Raw genomic sequence first — 15,290 nt, forward strand, 5'->3', positions numbered from 1 at the left:
GTGGTGCCCAGCCCGAGCAGTGTGACGGTTCGGCCGGCACCGGGTTTCCCGGCGCCGCGCGGCGGAGCCGGCCGGGTGCTGTTGCTGCCGGGACTGGCCGGTGGCGCCCGGATCTGGCAGCCGCTGGCCGCCCGGTTGCGCGGGACCTGTGATGTCTACGAGGCGGCTTTGCCGTGGAACAGCGGCGGCGACCCTGACTGGGCGCTGAGCGGCGATCCGGTGGCGGCCCTCGGCGCGGCGATCGACGGCGTCGGCGGCCGGTGCGAGATCGTCGTCGCGCACTCGTACGCGGCGACGCTCGCGCTGCACCACCTGGCCCGTCGGCCGGCCGGCCCGCCGCCGGCGCTGATGCTGATCTCGCCGTTCTACCGAGCGCACCCGACCGACTTCGAGTGGTCGGACATCACCTACTACCTCAACGACTTCCACCGCATCCTCGAGGCCGGGCTGACCGTCCGCTCCGGCGGCCGGGTCAGCGGCGAGCTGCTGCACGACCTCGGTGCGCGCCTGCGGGAGGTGATCGGCCCGTACGGCTGGATGCGGTTCTTCGACGCCTACCTGCAAACCGCATCGCTGGACCTGAGCGCCTGGCCCGGCCCGGTGGTCGTGGTCGCCGGCGCGGACGATTTCGCGGCCCGACCGTCCGACGCCGAGGCGCTGAGCCGCCACCTGCCGCACGCCGTCCTACACGTCCTGGCGGACTGCGGACATTTCCCGATGGCCGAGCGGCCCGACGAGGTCGCCGCCCTGCTGCTCGCCCACTGCTTGCCGACCCGAGATCAGGAGCTTCGATGACCACCACCCTGCCCGCCACCGCAGACCTGTTGTCCAGCACCGAGACCCTGGTACGCCCGCGCTACGAGGGCTCGAACATCTGCTCCTGGATCGGTTTCAAGCACGTCAACTACCTGGTCGAGGAGGCTGTGCTCGACTACTTCCGGCAGAGCGGCCTGCCGTCGCGGAAGCTCTACGAGCAGCACGCCCTCGGCCTGGACCTGGTGGTGCTCAACACCCGGATCGCGCACGCCTTCCACCTCGACGACCTGGCCCGGGCCACGGTGACCTTCAAGGACGTCAGCGGCGGCGAGCTGGTCCTGGCGGTCACGATCGAGGTCGACCGCGAGTCCGGCCCGGTGCGGGCGGTCACCTCGACGGTCCGGGTCCAGCTGCGGGTCGCCGCCGGGAGCGGGCCGGCCAGTCCGCCGCCGTCCGCGGTCTCGGATCTGGTCACCGACCACATCACCCGCGACGCCGGCCCGGTCGACGCCCGGCGGGCGCTGCCGCTGACGGTGGCCGAACTGGCGGCCGAGGGCAACGCGGTGGTCTGGCGCAGCCGGATCCCCTACTTCTACTGCCATTTCACCGAGCGGCTGCAGATGTCGGGTTACCTGCGCCTGATGGAGGAGGCGGTGGACGTCTTCCTGGCCGAGCGCGGCGCCTCGATCAAGACCCTGCTGGACGAGCAGAACTGGATCCCGGTGGTCCCGCACTCCAACGTGACCATCCTCGACGAGGCACTGATGGAGGAGACGATCTACACCCTGTTCACCGTCGAGCAGGTGTTCAAGCGGGCCACCTACACCGCCCGGCTGGACTGGTTCGTCGAGCGCGACGGCCGGCTGGTGCGCACCGCCACCGGCCAGATCACCCACGGGTACGCGGTCATCCTGGACCGTAGCGACTGGACCCTGGTCGACTTCGACGACCGGCTCTACCACGCGGTCAGCCGGCCGTCCGGCCGGCGGGTGCTGAGCGGTGACGACCTTGCGTAGTGTCGTGGTCACCGGGATCGGCGCCGTCTCCTGCCTCGGCGCGGACGTTCCGGCGTTCTGGCGGGGTCTGCTGGCGGCGCGCTCGGCACCGTCCGCGATCGGTGACCCGCTGGCCCACATGCCGTACCCGCTGGTCTACCAGGTCGACAACCGGGGCGTGCCGGCCGGGCCGCAGGCGGTGGCCGACGTGCCGCTCGGCCGGGCGGCCCGGTTCGCCGTCGCCGCCGGCCGGGCCGCGGTCGCCGACGCCGGGCTCACCGAACCCGAGACCCGGGCGGCCGCCCTGGTCTTCGGCTCCGAGATGGGCAATTCCGATGTGGACGAGAGCCGGCGGGCCGACGGTGCCTCCGATCCCAGGTCGCGCTGGCACTCGGCCGCGGTGACCGCGGCGGCGGTCAGCACGACGCTCGGCCTGGCCGGAGCGAGCACCAGCATCAGCAACGCATGCGCGGCCAGCGGCTACGCCATGGTGGTGGCGCTGGACATGATCCGCAGCGGCGAGCACGACACGGTGCTGGTCGGCGGGGCCGAGGGCCGGTCGCGGGTGGCCCTGGGCGCCTTCAACCGGCTGGGCGCGGTCGACCCCGACCGGTGCCGGCCGTTCGACCGGCACCGCCGCGGCACGATCTTCGGCGAGGGAGCGGCGATGCTGGTCCTGCAGGACGCCGCGACCGCGCGCCGGCACGGCCGGACGCCGTATGCCGAAGTCGCCGGTGGCGCCTGGAGCTGCGACGGCTACCACGCCACGGCGCCCGAGCCGACCGCCCGGCAGCTGCTGCGGGCGATGGGCGAGACCCTCGGTGAGAGCGGGCTCGGCGCCGGCCAGATTGGCTGCGTGATCCCGCACGGCACCGGCACCCGGCACAACGACGTCATGGAGAGCCGCGCCCTGTGCGAGTTCTTCGGCACGTACCGCCCACCGCTGCTCAGCCTCAAGTCGTCGCTCGGGCACACGGCCGGCGCGGCGATGGCGTTCGCCTGCGTGGCCGCCGCCCTGGTGCTGCGGCACGGCCTGATCCCGCCGAGCCCGCGCCTGGGTGAGCAGGATCCGGAGTGCGACGTGTGGATCCCGCAGGACGAGCCGGTGCCGATCGGCCCGGCGGCGATCCTGCTCAACGCGCTCGCCTTCGGCGGCAACAACGTCTCCCTGCTGATAAAGGGGCTCGGGACGTGAGGACGGTCCAGGTGTGGGGCATCGGCTCGGTCGCGCTGCGGACCGAGGGTGGCGGGGAGCCGGCCGACTTCGACATCACCCGCTCGTTCAGCGGCCGCGGCTACCGCCGGCTGCCCGCCGCCTGCCAGTACCTGCTGGCCGCCGCGCAGCGGGCGGTCGATGACTCGGGCGAGCTGATCGGATCAGTTCCGCCGGAGCGACGCGGGGCCTTCGTGGGCACGAACAATGCCGGCAGCCGCCTGCTCGCCGAGATGGACGAGGCGATCATCGGCGGCAGCTCGGACGACATCAGCCCGATGCTCGCCCCGTTCTTCTCGCTCAGCCTGTTCGCCGGCCGGCTGTCCATCGAGTACGCCCTGCGCGGCGGAAACCTGACGATCACCTCGCCGCGGACCGCCGGGCTGGAGGCCGCCGCGGTGTGCCTGCGCTCGATCGCAGCCGGTCGAGCCGACCTGGCCGTGCTGGGTGCGATGGAGGACAGCCCGCCGCCCGGCGAACCCGGTCACCGCGACGGCGACGTGGGCGCGGTGGCGCTGATCTGCGCCCGGCCCCATCCAGGCGGGCCGGACCTCAACCCGTACGGAAGCTTCGAGGTAGCCACCGGTCACCTCTCGCCGGACCAGCCGGTCGAGCCGGTCCTCGACCGGGTGTGGTCCCGGCTCGGCCAGCCGGAGCTGGCGGTGAGCGTGTTCGCCGACGACACCGCGACCGGTGCGGCGGTGCTGACCTGGCTGGTCCGGCGTCGGCACCGGGTGACGCTCTACCCGCCCGGCCCGGGCTGTCTCACACCGTTGCACCACCTGACCGAGTCGTTTCGCCGGCCGGGCGCGGACCTGGTCGTCGTCGCCGCCGCCGCCGAGGGCAACGTCGCCTTCGCGCGCTCGCGGGTGGCCGTCCGGACCCCGGCACGAAGGCATGAAGGAAGCAGGTGAGATCACGATGCTTGTCCCGCTGCGCGGGTCCTGGGCGCTGATCCTCGGCGTCTCCAGCGGCATGGGCCGGGCCACGGCCCGGGCGCTGGCGGCCGAGGGGGTGAACGTCCTGGGCGTCTACTTCGACCGCGACGAAGGGGAGAAGATGGCCGAGGAACTGGCCGGCGAGCTGCGCGAGCAGGGCGTCGAGGCGCACTTCTTCAACCGCAACGCCGCCTCGTCCAGCGCCCGCGAGGAGGTGACCGAGACGGCCGCCCGGCTCACCGGCCCGGCCGGTCTGCGGATCACCCTGCACTCGCTGGCGTTCGGCACCCTGTTGCCGTACCTCGGCGAACCCGGGGCCGAGACGGTGGCGCCGCGTCAGATGGCGATGACTGTCGATGTCATGGCGCACAGTCTGGTCTATTGGACGCAGGCCTTGCACAGCGCCCGCCTGCTCCGGCCGGGCGCCAAGATCTACGCCCTGACCAGCTCGGGCACCTCCCGGATCATGCCGTCCTACGGCGCCGTCTCGGCGGCCAAGTGCGCGCTGGAGTCGCACGTGCGCCAGCTTGCGGTCGAGCTGGCCCCGGCCGGCGTCGCGATCAACGCGCTGCGGGCCGGCATCACCATGACGCCCGCCCTCGAGCTCATCCCAGGCGGCCCGGCCCTGGCCGAGCTCGCGCGCACCCGCAACCCGCACCGGCGCATCACCGTGCCCGAGGACGTCGGCGAGGCGGTGCTCGGACTGTCGCTGTCGGACTCCTCCTGGCTGACCGGCAACGTGATCGGAGTCGACGGTGGCGAACTCGTCTCAATCTGACGACCCGCTCTACCCGAGAGGAGCACCCCAGCCATGACCCTGCGGCCGGTCATCTCACACTGGTCCGCGGTGTCGGCGTTCGGCGCCAGCGCCGCCGCCTTCACCGACGGGCTCCGCGATCAGCTCAGCGCGGTCAGCACCCTGCCCGGCGACGGCGCGGCGATGCCGTACCCCAGGGGCGCGGTCATTCCCGGCTTCTCCCCGGCGGCCGCGCTGGGCAAGAAGGGCACCCGCTCGATGGACCGTGTCACCGCCCTGGCCGTGGCGACCGTAGGCAACCTGCTCGCGGACGGCTGCGCCGACCTGGCCGCCGGCGAGGACCCGCTCGGTCTGGTGCTCGGCACCAGCAACGGCAGCCTGCAGAGCATCATGGACTTCACCCGGGATTCGCTGGTGCGCAGCCGGCCGTACGACGTCGATCCGGCACGCTTCCCCAACACGGTGATGAACTGCGCCGCCGGGCAGTGCGGCATCCGGTACGGCCTGCGCGGCCCGAACACCACCATCGCCGGTGGGCGCACCGCCGCCCTGCTCGCCCTGCGCTACGCCATCCGCATGCAGCACGGCCGGTACGCGGCAAGTCTGTTGTGCGGCGCCGCCGAGGAGTTCTCGGACCAGCGGTGCTGGCTCGACTACCACACCGAACGCCCGACCGATCCGCGGGAGCGGGTGCTCGGCGAAGGCTGTGTGATCTTCCTGGTCGAGCCGGAGGGGCACGCCCGGGCCGCCGGGCGCCGACCGCTGGCCGAGGTGCTCGGGCTGGAGTTTGGGGTGCACGGGCGGCACGCGAGCCCGGACACCGTCCTGGCCCGCGTCATCACCCGCTGCCTGGACCAAGCCGGGCTGCGCCCGCACGACATCGATACGGTCGTGCCGTCGCAGCCGGCCGGCGAGCTCGGCCGGCTGGAGTCCGCGGCCCTGCGCAGCGCGTTGCCCGGCACCCGGGCCCGATGGCTGGAGGTGGCCGATCGGCTCGGCGAGACCTCGGCCGCGTCGGCGGCGTTCCAGATCGCCGCGCTGCTGCCGGTGCCCGGCGCGCCCGCGCCGGCGTCCGCCGGGACGGCCCTGGTGACCTCGGTCGACCGGGACGGCTCGCTCGGCTGTGCCCTGGTTCGGGTCCGGGCCGGCGACGAGGCAGACGATGACTGAGCTCTCGCAGCGCGACCGGGTGCTGGTCGGCATCGACGCGCTGCCGGCCGACGTTCTCGGCTTCACCGACCGGATCGCCTACCCCGAGCGGGTGGAGCAGGCCCGGCAGCGGTCCGGCACGACCGAGGCGGCGATCCACGGCCCGGCCCGGGTCGGTGGCCACCCGGTCGTTCTGGTCGCGTTTCACCGCCGACTGCTGCGGCACCCCGAGTTCCGGTCCGGGGCGTACCGCCTCGGACTGGTCGAATCCATGAGCTCCGGTGACGGAGAGAGATGAGGTCGCCATGAGTGACAACACCGAGCCGCTGGTCGACAAGGACGAGCTGCGCCAGCTTATCGCCGACGCTGTCGACGTGGGAGTCGAGGAGGTCGGCGACGACACCGATTTCGTCACCGAGCTCGAGGTCGACTCGCTGATGGCGCTGGAGATCGTGGTCCGGGTCGAGAAGCAGTACGGAGTCAAGATGCAGGAATCCGAGCTGAAGTCGGTCACCTCGCTCGACGCGGTCGCCGAGCTGCTGTCCGGCAAGCTGGCGGCCCGGGCGTGAGCGCCGGCATCCGGTCGGCACTGAGCATCCCGGTGCACGCGCACTCCGGCGCCGACGGGGTGATCATCGCCCGTACCGTCGCCGAGGCCGACCTTCCCCTACTCCGCGGGCACTACCCGGGGTTCCCGGTGTTCCCCGCGGTCTTCCTCATCGAGTGCGCCCACCGGGCGATCACCGCGGTCGCCGGTCCCCGGCGGCTGGCCGGGGTGGAACGCAGCCGGTTCCACAGCCCGGTGCTGCCCGGCGACGAGGTCCGGTTCCGGATCGAACAGACCGATCCGGCCGGGGCGTTCCGCTGCGTGGCCGAAACGGACCGGGGCACGGCGGCCGAGATCCGCCTGCGCTATCAGACCGACCGGGAAGGAGACCGCCGATGAACCTCGGACCCCCCGAGATCGCCGCGGCGCTGCCGCACCGCTATCCGATTCTGCTGCTCGACCGGCTGACCGAGATCGTGCCGGGTGAGCGGTTGACCGCACTCAAGGCGGTCACGTACGCCGAGAGCTGGTACGCGGCCGACCTGGACGCCGTCGCGCCGGGACCCGAGGCGTATCCGGTGGTCCTGCTCGTCGAGTCCTGGTGCCAGGCGGCGGCGCTGCTGGTCGCCTGGGATCGGCCCAACCCGGACGTCCGCACAGGTGCGGTGATGCTCGGCGGCGCGATCAACGGCGTCGAGTTCGGCGGCGACACCCGGCCCGGCGATGTCGTGGAGCACCGGGTCCGGATGCTGCGAGCCACCGCGGACGCGGCCATCCTCACCGGCGAGAGCGTGGTGGCCGGCGAACCAGTGCTGACGGTGGCGCAGTTCGTCATGGCGATGCGCCCGATCGACGTGCTGCGCCCGTCCCTGGCCGGCGCCGGGGAGCCACGATGAGCGCGCGGCCGGTCGCGCTGGTCACCGGGGCCTCGCGCGGCATCGGCCGGGCGGTCGCGCTGCGCCTCGCCGAGGACGGGTACGACCTGGGCCTGTGCTACCACGCCAGTGCGGAGGCGGCGGCCGAGGTGGCCGAGCTCGCGGCCGGCTTCGGCGGCCAGATCGTCTCCGAACGGGTCGACGTCAGCGACGGCGAGCAGATGCGCGCCTTCGTCACCACAGTCGAGGACAAGCTCGGCCCGCTGGCGACGCTCGTGCCGTGCGCGGGTGTGGTGCGCGACCGGGCCCTGGTGATGATGGCCGAGGACGACTGGACCACGGTGTTGCGCACCAATCTGGACGGCGTCTACCACGCCTGCCGGGCCGCGATCTTCTCGATGATGAAGCGCCGTACCGGGTCGATCATCACCATGTCGTCGGTCGCCGGCGTGTTCGGAAACGCCAGCCAGACCAACTACTCGGCCTCCAAGGCCGGGATCATCGGCCTGACCCTGGCGCTGGCCAAGGAATGCGGGCCGTACGGCATCCGGGCCAATGTGGTGGCGCCCGGTTTCATCGAAACCGACATGACCAGGGACCTCACACCCAAGGTCCGGGACAAGGCGGCGGGACAGATCCCGCTCGGCCGGTTCGGCACCGCCGAGGAGGTCGCCGATCTGGTGTCCTTCCTGGCGTCGGAGCGCGCCACGTACATCACCGGCCAGGTCGTCCGGGTCGACGGCGGAATAGCGATGTGAGGTAGGCATGCACTGGTACTTCTCGCTGCGCAGCCCGTACTCGTGGCTCGCGCACCACGACCTGCTGCACCGCTATCCCGAGACGGCCGCCCGGGTCGAGTGGCGGATGTTCTTCGAGCCCGACGATCAGAGCCTGACCGCGCTGCGGTCGGCCCGGGGCGACTTCCCGTACGTGGCGATGTCGCGGGCCAAGCATTTCTACATCCTGCAGGACGTCCGGCGGCTGGCGGCCGACCGTGGCCTCGAGGTGGCCTGGCCGATCGACCGGCAACCGCGGTGGGAGGTGCCGCACCTGGCCTACCTGGTCGCCGCCGACGCCGGCCGGGGCCGCGAATTCATCGACGCCGTCTACCGGGCCCGCTGGCAGCAGGGCCGCGACATCTGTGACCCGGCGACCATGGCGTCGCTCGCCGCCGACCTGTCGCTGGATCCGGAGATGCTGACCGGGGCCGCCGAGGATCCGGAGCGGCGGGCGGCCGGCGTGCGGGCACTGCTGGCCGTGCACCGCGACGGGGTGTTCGGCGTGCCGTTCTTCGTGGCCGGCCGGGAGAAGTTCTGGGGCATCGACCGGCTGCCCGCATTCGTCGCCGCAACCGCCGCCGTGCCGTCCGATGTGGCCGAACCGCCGGCCGAGCCGCACCGGGCGAGCATGGGCGCGGACCAGGGACACGCCGGTGGCTGTGGTTGACCGCCGGGGCCGGCAGGATGGGCTGATGACGAATTCCGGGAACCGGCTGTCCGGTGTGCTGCTGGCACCCCTGGCCCCGCTCTACGCCCTGACCCTCGCGTACCTGATGGTGCACCCGCCGCGCCGCAAGCCCAAGGCCGGCGACGTGCTGGCGCGGTGGCACCAGGAACACTGGCCGGTCCGGGTGCACGGCGGCCGGGTCGAACTCGACCTGCTCGTGCTGCCCGCCGATCCGGCCCGGGTGGTGGTCGTCGGACACGGGATCGGCCTAGACAAGACCTGGAGCCTGCGCCACGCCGCGATGCTGCGCGAAGCCGGCTACACCGTGGTGCTTCTCGACTTCCGCAACCACGGCCGCAGCGGGGACGACCGGTCGGTGACGTCGTTCAGCCGGCGGTTCACCGACGACGTCCTGGCGGTCGTGGACCGGGTGCGTGGCGACGAGAGGTATCACGGCGCGCAGCTGGCCCTCTTCGGCTTCTCGTTCTCCACGTTCCCGATGCTCTACGCCGTGTCCCGGATGACCGAGCCGATCGCGGCCATCGTGTGCGACAGCGGGCCGACGCTCGACGTGGCCGCGGTCGTGGAGAACTTCCTGCTCTCTGGCATCGTGCCGGTGCCGGGTCCGCTGCGGGCCCGACCGGCCTACTCCCTGCTGGCCCGCAGTTACGGCCGGCTCGGGGCGGCGGTCCTGGACTCGCCGGCCGACTGGCCGCCGTCGGTCGAACGGGCCGGGTCGCCGCCGATGCTGATGCTGGTCGGCGATCGGGACACGATCACGCCGGTGGCCGCGGTCGAGGAGATGGCTGCCCGTTACCCGGGCGCGCGGGTCGAGGTGGTGCCGGGCGCGGTGCACCTGCAGGGATTGCGGGCCGGCGGCCCGGAGTACAGCACGGCCGTGCTCGGCTTCCTCGAGCGCGCCATGACCGGATGACCGACGGCGGGGGAGCAACCGATGCGCGTGGTGGTGACCGGACTCGGGGCGGTGTCGTCGCTGGGCGTGGGCGTCGAACCGCTGTGGCAGGGCCTGCTGGCCGGCAAGGTGGGCACCGGCCCGCTGCGGCGGGTCACGGTGCCCGGCCTGCCGGACGCGGTGGGCGGGGAGGTCGTGCCGGCCGGCGTACGGGGTCGTCCGTTGTGCCTCGGCTTCGGACTGCAGGCCGCCGGTCAGGCGGTGGCCGACGCGGGCCTGCCGCCGGGCCGCGACCGGACCGGCGTCTACGTCGGCGCGGTGCTCGGCAACCGCAGCGTGCTGGAGGCGCCGGCGCTGGCCTTCCATCAGGGCGGGGCCGCTCAGCCGGACGCCGGGCCGGTGCCGGGCCCGGGTGAGCTGGCGGCGGAAATCTCGCGGGAGCTCGGCGCCGCCGGGCCCAGCGTGGTGGTCGGCACCGCCTGCGCCGCCGGCAACACGGCGCTCAGCGTGGCGGTCCGGGCGATCCGGGCGGGCCGGCTGGACGCGGCCGTGGTGTGCGGCGTGGACGAGTTGGCGCCGAGCATGTTCATGTTGTTCGGCAGCCTGCGGGCGATGAGCCGGGACGTGGTGCGGCCGTTCGACGCCGAGCGCACCGGCATGCTGGTGGCCGAGGGCGGCGCGGCCTTGGTGGTGGAGTCCGAGGCGTCCGCCCGGGCGCGCGGGGCGCACCTCTACGGCGAGGTCCTGGCCTGCGCGGACACCAGCGACGCGTACCACATCACCTCGCCGCACCCGCAGGGCCGCGGCGCGAAGGCCGCGATGCGGGCCGCCCTGACCTCGGCCCGGCTGGACCCGGCCGACATCGGTCACATCAGCGCCCACGGCACCGGCACCCGGGCCAACGACACCATCGAGGCACAGGCGATCCGCGAGGTCTTCGGCCCGGTCACCGACGCTCTGCCGGTGACCTCGCTCAAGGGTGCGCTCGGGCACATGCACGGGGCGGCCAGCCTGATCGAGGCGATCGGCTGCCTGCTCGCCATCCGCGACTCGGTGATCCCGGCGACCGCCAACCTCGTCCGGATCGACCCGGACTGCCGGCTCGAGCTGGTGCTGGGCGAGCCTCGGCAGGGCCGGGTCGACGTCGCGCTGAACAACGCGTTCGGGTTCGGCGGCAACATTTCCTGCAGTGTCTTCGCGCGGATCGGATCGGGGTACGGCCGTGACTGAGCTGCTGCTGACCAGGGTCCACGCGCTCACCGGCGCCGTCCCGACCGGACCGGAGATCTCGGCGGCCGACACCTACCCCGGCTCGCGGACGACGTGGCCGGTCCGGATTCCGGCCGAGGCGTACCCGGCTCCGGCGCCGCTCGGACGGCGTCAACTGCGCCGGCTCAGCCCCGAAGCGCGCCTGTTGCACCACGCCGCCGACTCGGCCGGCCTGGAGGTGCCTCCGGCGGATCCGCAACGGACCGGTGTCTTCGTCGGGTCGACGGCGGCCGGCCTCGGCATGTACCTCGAGGCCCTGCGCGACGGATTCTGCGCCGGCCCGACGACGCTGAGCCCGGTGCTGGCGCCGCAGTCCAGCTACAACGGCGCCGCCTCCGAGCTGTCCAAAGGGCTCGGCGCTCAGGGCGCGGTGATGACCTTCGCGAGCGGCTCGTGCTCGGGCCTGAGTGCGCTGGTGGCGGCGGCCGACTGTGTGGCGGCGGGCGACCTCGACGTCGCCGTCGTGGCGGCGGTGGACGTCCCGTCGCCGGTCCGCGGCTCTTTCCCGCAGGCCGAGGTGGTGGTGGTGGTGGTGCTCGAGTCGGCCGGCCACGTGGCCGCCCGGGGTGCGCGTGCCCTGGCCGTCCTGGCCGGGGTCGCCGAGACCTGGGACCGCGACCCGGCCGCCGGGGCCCGCCGGGCGGCCGCTGGGGCCGACCCGGCCGGCCGGACCGCATCATTCGTCCCGCGGCCGCAACCGGTCGACCGCGCCGGCGCCGGCGGGCTGCTGACCGTCGCGGAGGCACTGACCGGCCCGCTGCCCGCGGCCACTCTGATCGCCGTGAGCGACCCCGCCGGCCACGCGGCGGCGGTCCGGCTCACCCCGGCTCGGTGACGGCGGCCGCAGGACGAGGCGCTGACCACGCTGCTGTTACGCGCCAACAGCGACTGCAGCCAACCCGAACTCCTACCAACCGTCCTGGCGGAACTCGGCGCTGGCGCTGCGAGCCACCTAGAGCCAGCCCACCAGCCTCGATGCCATCGCCTCTCCGAACCCGCCGACGCTACCGTGCGCTCATGACCACCCGATCGTCGCGCCGGGCGCCGTCCCACCCGGCGGCGACCACTCGTTGACCCGTTGGACGGTCAGCGGTGTTCGAGGATCGCGGCGGTGCGGACCAGTCCGTCGGCGAGCGCGAACCGGCCGGCCACCGTGCTCGGCGGGTCGGCGACGGCCGCCGCGTCGACCCGGGCCGGCGCGATGCGCGCGGTGAACGTACCGGCCTCCGCGTCGATCTTTACCCGGGCGTCGTGGAAGTCCAGCCAACTGCCGACGACCGGATGCCAGACCTTGTAGACGGTCTCCTTGATACTGAACAGCACCATCGGCCAGAAGGTGCCGCCGGGCAACCGCGCGCAGTCGGCCTCCTCCTCGGGCAGCAGGACGAGTCGGCGTACCCCGGCGTTGAGCTCGCGGTGCTGCTCGGCGTCCATGCCGACGGACCGGATGTCGGCCCGGCGGGCGACGGCGGCCGCGCAGTAGCCCTGGGTGTGGGTGATGGCACCGACCAGCCCGACCGGCCAGACCGGCGCCCGGTCGGCGGCGGCCGGCACGGCCGCCGGCGGCAGACCCAGCCCGGCCATGGCCCGGCGGGCGCAGACGCGCCCGGCGGTGAAGTCGCGCCGGCGGCTCTCCACGGCCCGCTCGCCGAGGCAGGCCAGCTCGGCCGCCAGCAGTTCCCCGCCGAAGTCGTCCGGCCGGGCGACGGCCACCGCGACCGTGGCGGGCAGCAGATCACGCATCGCCGCCTCCCACCAGGCATGCCCGGCCCGGCCGCCACGCCAGCACCTGGTCAACCGTCAAATTTCCGACTGCCATGAGGGGTGAAGGTACCGCAGGGATGTAACGCCGGATTTTTCCGCAGCGCTCTCCGGTCTTCGCCGGGGGGAGGGCGAGCACACCCGCTCGGCCGCGCGACCAAGCGCAGCCGGTTGCTGGAGGAGTACTGGGCCGGCCGGGCGATCCTCAGCGTCTACCCGGGCTCCTGCCTCGCTGCCGCCTCCGAGGATCTGCGCAACACGCCGGTGGCCGCCGCCGACCGGCGGCGGCCACCAGGGCGTGCGTGCGGGTCAGCCGCGCCGGGGACGCCGGGTCAGACCGAAGCCGACCACGCCGGCGACCGCGGCGAGCACGCCGCCGATGCCGGTCCAGATCCACCGCGAGCCGAGATCCGGCAACCAGTCCGCCGCGTCACCCTCGTCGTCGGCGTCCGGGTCGGCCGGGGGTACGGCGTTGAGCACCGTGCCTGCCTTGGTGTTCGGCACCAGCGGCGCGGCCAGCTCGCCGTCGTCGGTCGAGGCGCCCCGGTCGGCGATGGTGCCGACCAGCAGGTCCACGTCGATCGGCGCGCCCAGGTCCGGCTCGGGCAGGTCGATCACGGAGAGCCGGACGACGTACGAGCCGGGCAGCGGGTCGGCCGACCAGGGCTCGGCCCACGGCCGCACCTCGCGCAGCGTGCAGCCCAGCGCCACGCTCGTCGCCGTGGCGTCCACGGTCGGGGTCTGCGCCCCCGCCGTGCACGCCTGACGCCGCCGCAGACCGTCGAAGACGTCGACCGTCCAGGTGGACGCGCCGCTGCGCCCCTTCGGGAAGGTGACGGTGGCGCTGATCTCCTGCACCTGACCGGCGGTCGCCGGGAACGACCAGTAGAGGTGGTCGCCGATCGAGGCGTCCACCCGCACCGGCTGTCCGGCGGCGATCGGGGTGGCGCCGAGGAACGACGTACCGGCCCGGTTCACCGGCGTGGCTCCGGGGGAGGGGGTCGGCGCGGCGACGGCCGGGGCGGGAAGCAGCCCTGCTCCGCCTGCGGCGAGCAGGGCCGCCAGCGAACGCGACAGTGCGGTACGCATCAGTTTTCCCTCCAGGTGGCGACCCACCAGCGGGTGAGCAGGCCGGCGAGCAGGCCGGCGAGCAGCCCGACGACGGTGAGCAGGGCGAGCAGGGCCCAACCTCGGCCGAGATCCGGCCCGTCCGGCTCGGGCGCGGCGGCGACCACGTCGATGGTCAACTCCACCGGCATGCCCGGAGTCGCCGCGGTGCCGGGGCGTGGGGCGAACGAGTTGCTCACCACCAGGCAGACGGTGGTGGGTTCGACGACGGGGGTGGCACTCTCCTTGATTCGCGCGGCGTCCTCGTCGTCGGCCGTGGCCGACCAGCGCAGTCCGGCGGAGAGCACGTCGGCTCGCCCGCTGCCGGCGTCCGCGCCCCGGACCAGTTCCCGGCCGTCCGCCGCGGTGGCCCGCAGCAGCACCCCGTAGTCCCGGTTGACCGCTCGGTCCAGCGCCATGCTCACCGATGCGCGAAGTTCCTGCCCGGGGCGTACCGGCACCCGGTAGTAGCGGTGCTCGGAGAACGCCTCCCGGTCGGCGTAGACGCCGGGGGCGAGTAGTGGTGCCGTGTCGCAGGCGTTCGCGCCGCCGACGACCGTCGGCGCCCGGGTGTTGGTGTCGCCGGCCCGCTCGACGAGCTGCTTGATCCGGCCGGTCAGCTCCTCGGCGCTCTGGGCGGCGGTGTAGGTGCCGCCGGTCGCGCTGGCGATGCAGAGCAGTTGACGCCGGACCTTCTCGTCGGGGGCCAGGCCGAGGGTGTCGACGACCAGGCTGGTGCCCTGGGCGGCGAGTTCGCGGGCCACCTCGCACGGGTCCGGCGGCGCGCAGGTGTCCTCCCCGTCGGTGATCAGCACGATCCGTCGGGTGGTGGCCCCGGTGCCCAGGTCCTGCGCGGCCGAGCGCAGTGCCAGGCCGACAGGTGTGAACCCGGTCGGCCGCAGCGTCGCCACCGCGGCCTTGGCCGCGGAGCGGTCCACCGGACCGACCGGCACGATCTGCTGGGTGTCCTGGCAGCCGACCTTCTTGTCCTTGCCACGGTAGGTCGCGCCGAGCACCCGGATGCCGAGCTGGGTGTCCTCCGGCAGCGCGTCCACCACCTCGTTGAAGGCCTGCTGGGCGACCGAGATCCGGCTGCGTCCGTCGATGTCGGCGGCGCGCATCGAGCCGCTGACGTCGAGCACGAGCTCAACCCGTGGAGGCTCGGGAACCGGCTCCTCGTCGGCCTGCGCCGGGACCGGCCCGGCCAGCGCGGTGGTCGCCAACAGTCCGAGAAGGACAGCCGCCGATCGTTTGAAGTTGATCACGGCCCGCAGTGTAGTGAGATCCACTTTGGATGATCACTTGGGATGGCGGGGGTTGGCGGCCCGCCACCCCCGGCCCGAATCGACGAGCCCCGCTGGCCGGCCCCCATCGCGCGCTGGGTCCACGCCAGGTCACCCTCGGTCAACTGCCCGATGGTAAGCATCGGCTCGGTCGCCATCGGTCGGAAATCTGACTTAAGTTGACCCGTTGTGCCGGTGGTGCGCGGTGGTTAAGCTCTTCATGCGCGCCCCAATCGCCCGCTTCCCCCGTGGCAGGCGATCGGGGCGCGCGTCTATGTCAG

Annotated in this window: 18 protein-coding genes; 15 read left to right on the top strand and 3 right to left on the bottom strand. The window is 73.4% G+C overall.

Annotated features, from left to right (window positions below; all coding sequences use genetic code 11):
• Positions 1-3 precede the first annotated feature (3 nt).
• Genes AB0A90_RS04025 through AB0A90_RS04095 form a run of 15 tightly spaced genes read left to right on the top strand, consistent with a single transcriptional unit; the run spans position 4 to position 11,693 of the window.
• On the top strand, positions 4-795 hold the full coding sequence (locus tag AB0A90_RS04025; protein WP_357241274.1) for an alpha/beta hydrolase: 792 nt from the start codon (positions 4-6) through the stop codon (positions 793-795).
• Complete coding sequence (locus tag AB0A90_RS04030) at positions 792-1,772, top strand: thioesterase (RefSeq protein WP_357241277.1); 981 nt, start codon at positions 792-794, stop codon at positions 1,770-1,772. Before AB0A90_RS04025 ends, AB0A90_RS04030 begins: the two co-directional genes overlap by 4 nt.
• Positions 1,756-2,946, top strand: coding sequence for a beta-ketoacyl synthase N-terminal-like domain-containing protein (locus AB0A90_RS04035; protein ID WP_357241280.1), 1,191 nt, complete (start codon positions 1,756-1,758; stop codon positions 2,944-2,946). The genes AB0A90_RS04030 and AB0A90_RS04035 overlap by 17 nt, the downstream gene beginning before the upstream one ends.
• A complete protein-coding gene (locus tag AB0A90_RS04040) occupies positions 2,943-3,878 on the top strand; it encodes a beta-ketoacyl synthase N-terminal-like domain-containing protein (RefSeq protein ID WP_357241283.1) in 936 nt (311 codons plus the stop codon). The genes AB0A90_RS04035 and AB0A90_RS04040 overlap by 4 nt, the downstream gene beginning before the upstream one ends.
• The gene (locus AB0A90_RS04045; RefSeq protein WP_357241286.1) at positions 3,862-4,680 is read left to right on the top strand and encodes an SDR family oxidoreductase; all 819 of its coding nucleotides are present in this window, start codon (positions 3,862-3,864) and stop codon (positions 4,678-4,680) included. Before AB0A90_RS04040 ends, AB0A90_RS04045 begins: the two co-directional genes overlap by 17 nt.
• 33 nt (positions 4,681-4,713) lie before the next feature.
• Entirely contained in the window at positions 4,714-5,829 is a 1,116-nt protein-coding gene (locus AB0A90_RS04050; RefSeq protein ID WP_357241289.1) for a beta-ketoacyl synthase N-terminal-like domain-containing protein, read from the top strand.
• Positions 5,822-6,106: a hypothetical protein gene (locus tag AB0A90_RS04055; RefSeq protein WP_357241292.1), complete on the top strand. Its 285-nt coding sequence runs from the start codon at positions 5,822-5,824 to the stop codon at positions 6,104-6,106. Before AB0A90_RS04050 ends, AB0A90_RS04055 begins: the two co-directional genes overlap by 8 nt.
• Before the next feature lie 7 nt (positions 6,107-6,113).
• Complete coding sequence (locus AB0A90_RS04060; protein WP_357241296.1) at positions 6,114-6,377, top strand: acyl carrier protein; 264 nt, start codon at positions 6,114-6,116, stop codon at positions 6,375-6,377.
• Positions 6,374-6,754: a hypothetical protein gene (locus tag AB0A90_RS04065; protein ID WP_357241299.1), complete on the top strand. Its 381-nt coding sequence runs from the start codon at positions 6,374-6,376 to the stop codon at positions 6,752-6,754. Before AB0A90_RS04060 ends, AB0A90_RS04065 begins: the two co-directional genes overlap by 4 nt.
• Positions 6,751-7,251 carry a beta-hydroxyacyl-ACP dehydratase gene (locus AB0A90_RS04070; protein ID WP_357241302.1) on the top strand — a complete coding sequence of 167 codons (501 nt, stop codon included), beginning with the start codon at positions 6,751-6,753 and terminating at the stop codon, positions 7,249-7,251. The genes AB0A90_RS04065 and AB0A90_RS04070 overlap by 4 nt, the downstream gene beginning before the upstream one ends.
• Positions 7,248-7,988 carry a 3-oxoacyl-[acyl-carrier-protein] reductase gene (fabG, locus tag AB0A90_RS04075; protein WP_357241305.1) on the top strand — a complete coding sequence of 247 codons (741 nt, stop codon included), beginning with the start codon at positions 7,248-7,250 and terminating at the stop codon, positions 7,986-7,988. Before AB0A90_RS04070 ends, fabG begins: the two co-directional genes overlap by 4 nt.
• 7 nt (positions 7,989-7,995) lie before the next feature.
• A complete protein-coding gene (locus AB0A90_RS04080; RefSeq protein ID WP_357241308.1) occupies positions 7,996-8,676 on the top strand; it encodes a DsbA family protein in 681 nt (226 codons plus the stop codon).
• 25 nt (positions 8,677-8,701) lie between these two features.
• Positions 8,702-9,610, top strand: a complete 909-nt coding sequence (locus AB0A90_RS04085; RefSeq protein ID WP_357241311.1) for an alpha/beta fold hydrolase — start codon at positions 8,702-8,704, stop codon at positions 9,608-9,610.
• Positions 9,611-9,631: 21 nt separating this feature from the next.
• Positions 9,632-10,819: a beta-ketoacyl-[acyl-carrier-protein] synthase family protein gene (locus tag AB0A90_RS04090; RefSeq protein WP_357241314.1), complete on the top strand. Its 1,188-nt coding sequence runs from the start codon at positions 9,632-9,634 to the stop codon at positions 10,817-10,819.
• Positions 10,812-11,693, top strand: a complete 882-nt coding sequence (locus AB0A90_RS04095) for a beta-ketoacyl synthase N-terminal-like domain-containing protein (RefSeq protein WP_357241317.1) — start codon at positions 10,812-10,814, stop codon at positions 11,691-11,693. The genes AB0A90_RS04090 and AB0A90_RS04095 overlap by 8 nt, the downstream gene beginning before the upstream one ends.
• A 251-nt stretch (positions 11,694-11,944) precedes the next feature.
• On the opposite strand, the gene AB0A90_RS04100 is transcribed toward AB0A90_RS04095, so the two are convergent.
• The 3 genes from AB0A90_RS04100 to AB0A90_RS04110 form a co-directional block, all read right to left on the bottom strand.
• Positions 11,945-12,601, bottom strand: coding sequence for a 4'-phosphopantetheinyl transferase superfamily protein (locus AB0A90_RS04100; protein ID WP_357241320.1), 657 nt, complete (start codon positions 12,599-12,601; stop codon positions 11,945-11,947).
• A gap of 327 nt (positions 12,602-12,928) precedes the next feature.
• Positions 12,929-13,708 carry a peptidase gene (locus AB0A90_RS04105; RefSeq protein WP_357241324.1) on the bottom strand — a complete coding sequence of 260 codons (780 nt, stop codon included), beginning with the start codon at positions 13,706-13,708 and terminating at the stop codon, positions 12,929-12,931.
• A complete protein-coding gene (locus tag AB0A90_RS04110; protein WP_357241327.1) occupies positions 13,708-14,991 on the bottom strand; it encodes a VWA domain-containing protein in 1,284 nt (427 codons plus the stop codon). The genes AB0A90_RS04105 and AB0A90_RS04110 overlap by 1 nt, the downstream gene beginning before the upstream one ends.
• Positions 14,992-15,290: the final 299 nt, after the last annotated feature.

The organism is Micromonospora sp. NPDC049204, assembly GCF_040647935.1.
GTDB lineage: Bacteria > Actinomycetota > Actinomycetes > Mycobacteriales > Micromonosporaceae > Micromonospora.

What these genes read in the sequence shown, in the direction of transcription:
- AB0A90_RS04055 (WP_357241292.1), top strand. Translation starts at nt 5,822, where the DNA reads ATGACTGAGCTCTCGCAGCGCGACCGGGTGCTGGTCGGCATCGACGCG.
- AB0A90_RS04080 (WP_357241308.1), top strand. Translation starts at nt 7,996, where the DNA reads ATGCACTGGTACTTCTCGCTGCGCAGCCCGTACTCGTGGCTCGCGCAC.
- AB0A90_RS04085 (WP_357241311.1), top strand. Translation starts at nt 8,702, where the DNA reads ATGACGAATTCCGGGAACCGGCTGTCCGGTGTGCTGCTGGCACCCCTG.
- AB0A90_RS04100 (WP_357241320.1), bottom strand. Translation starts at nt 12,601, where the DNA reads ATGCGTGATCTGCTGCCCGCCACGGTCGCGGTGGCCGTCGCCCGGCCG.
- AB0A90_RS04030 (WP_357241277.1), top strand. Translation starts at nt 792, where the DNA reads ATGACCACCACCCTGCCCGCCACCGCAGACCTGTTGTCCAGCACCGAG.
- AB0A90_RS04060 (WP_357241296.1), top strand. Translation starts at nt 6,114, where the DNA reads ATGAGTGACAACACCGAGCCGCTGGTCGACAAGGACGAGCTGCGCCAG.
- AB0A90_RS04045 (WP_357241286.1), top strand. Translation starts at nt 3,862, where the DNA reads ATGAAGGAAGCAGGTGAGATCACGATGCTTGTCCCGCTGCGCGGGTCC.
- AB0A90_RS04070 (WP_357241302.1), top strand. Translation starts at nt 6,751, where the DNA reads ATGAACCTCGGACCCCCCGAGATCGCCGCGGCGCTGCCGCACCGCTAT.
- AB0A90_RS04105 (WP_357241324.1), bottom strand. Translation starts at nt 13,708, where the DNA reads ATGCGTACCGCACTGTCGCGTTCGCTGGCGGCCCTGCTCGCCGCAGGC.
- AB0A90_RS04090 (WP_357241314.1), top strand. Translation starts at nt 9,632, where the DNA reads ATGCGCGTGGTGGTGACCGGACTCGGGGCGGTGTCGTCGCTGGGCGTG.
- AB0A90_RS04050 (WP_357241289.1), top strand. Translation starts at nt 4,714, where the DNA reads ATGACCCTGCGGCCGGTCATCTCACACTGGTCCGCGGTGTCGGCGTTC.
- fabG (WP_357241305.1), top strand. Translation starts at nt 7,248, where the DNA reads ATGAGCGCGCGGCCGGTCGCGCTGGTCACCGGGGCCTCGCGCGGCATC.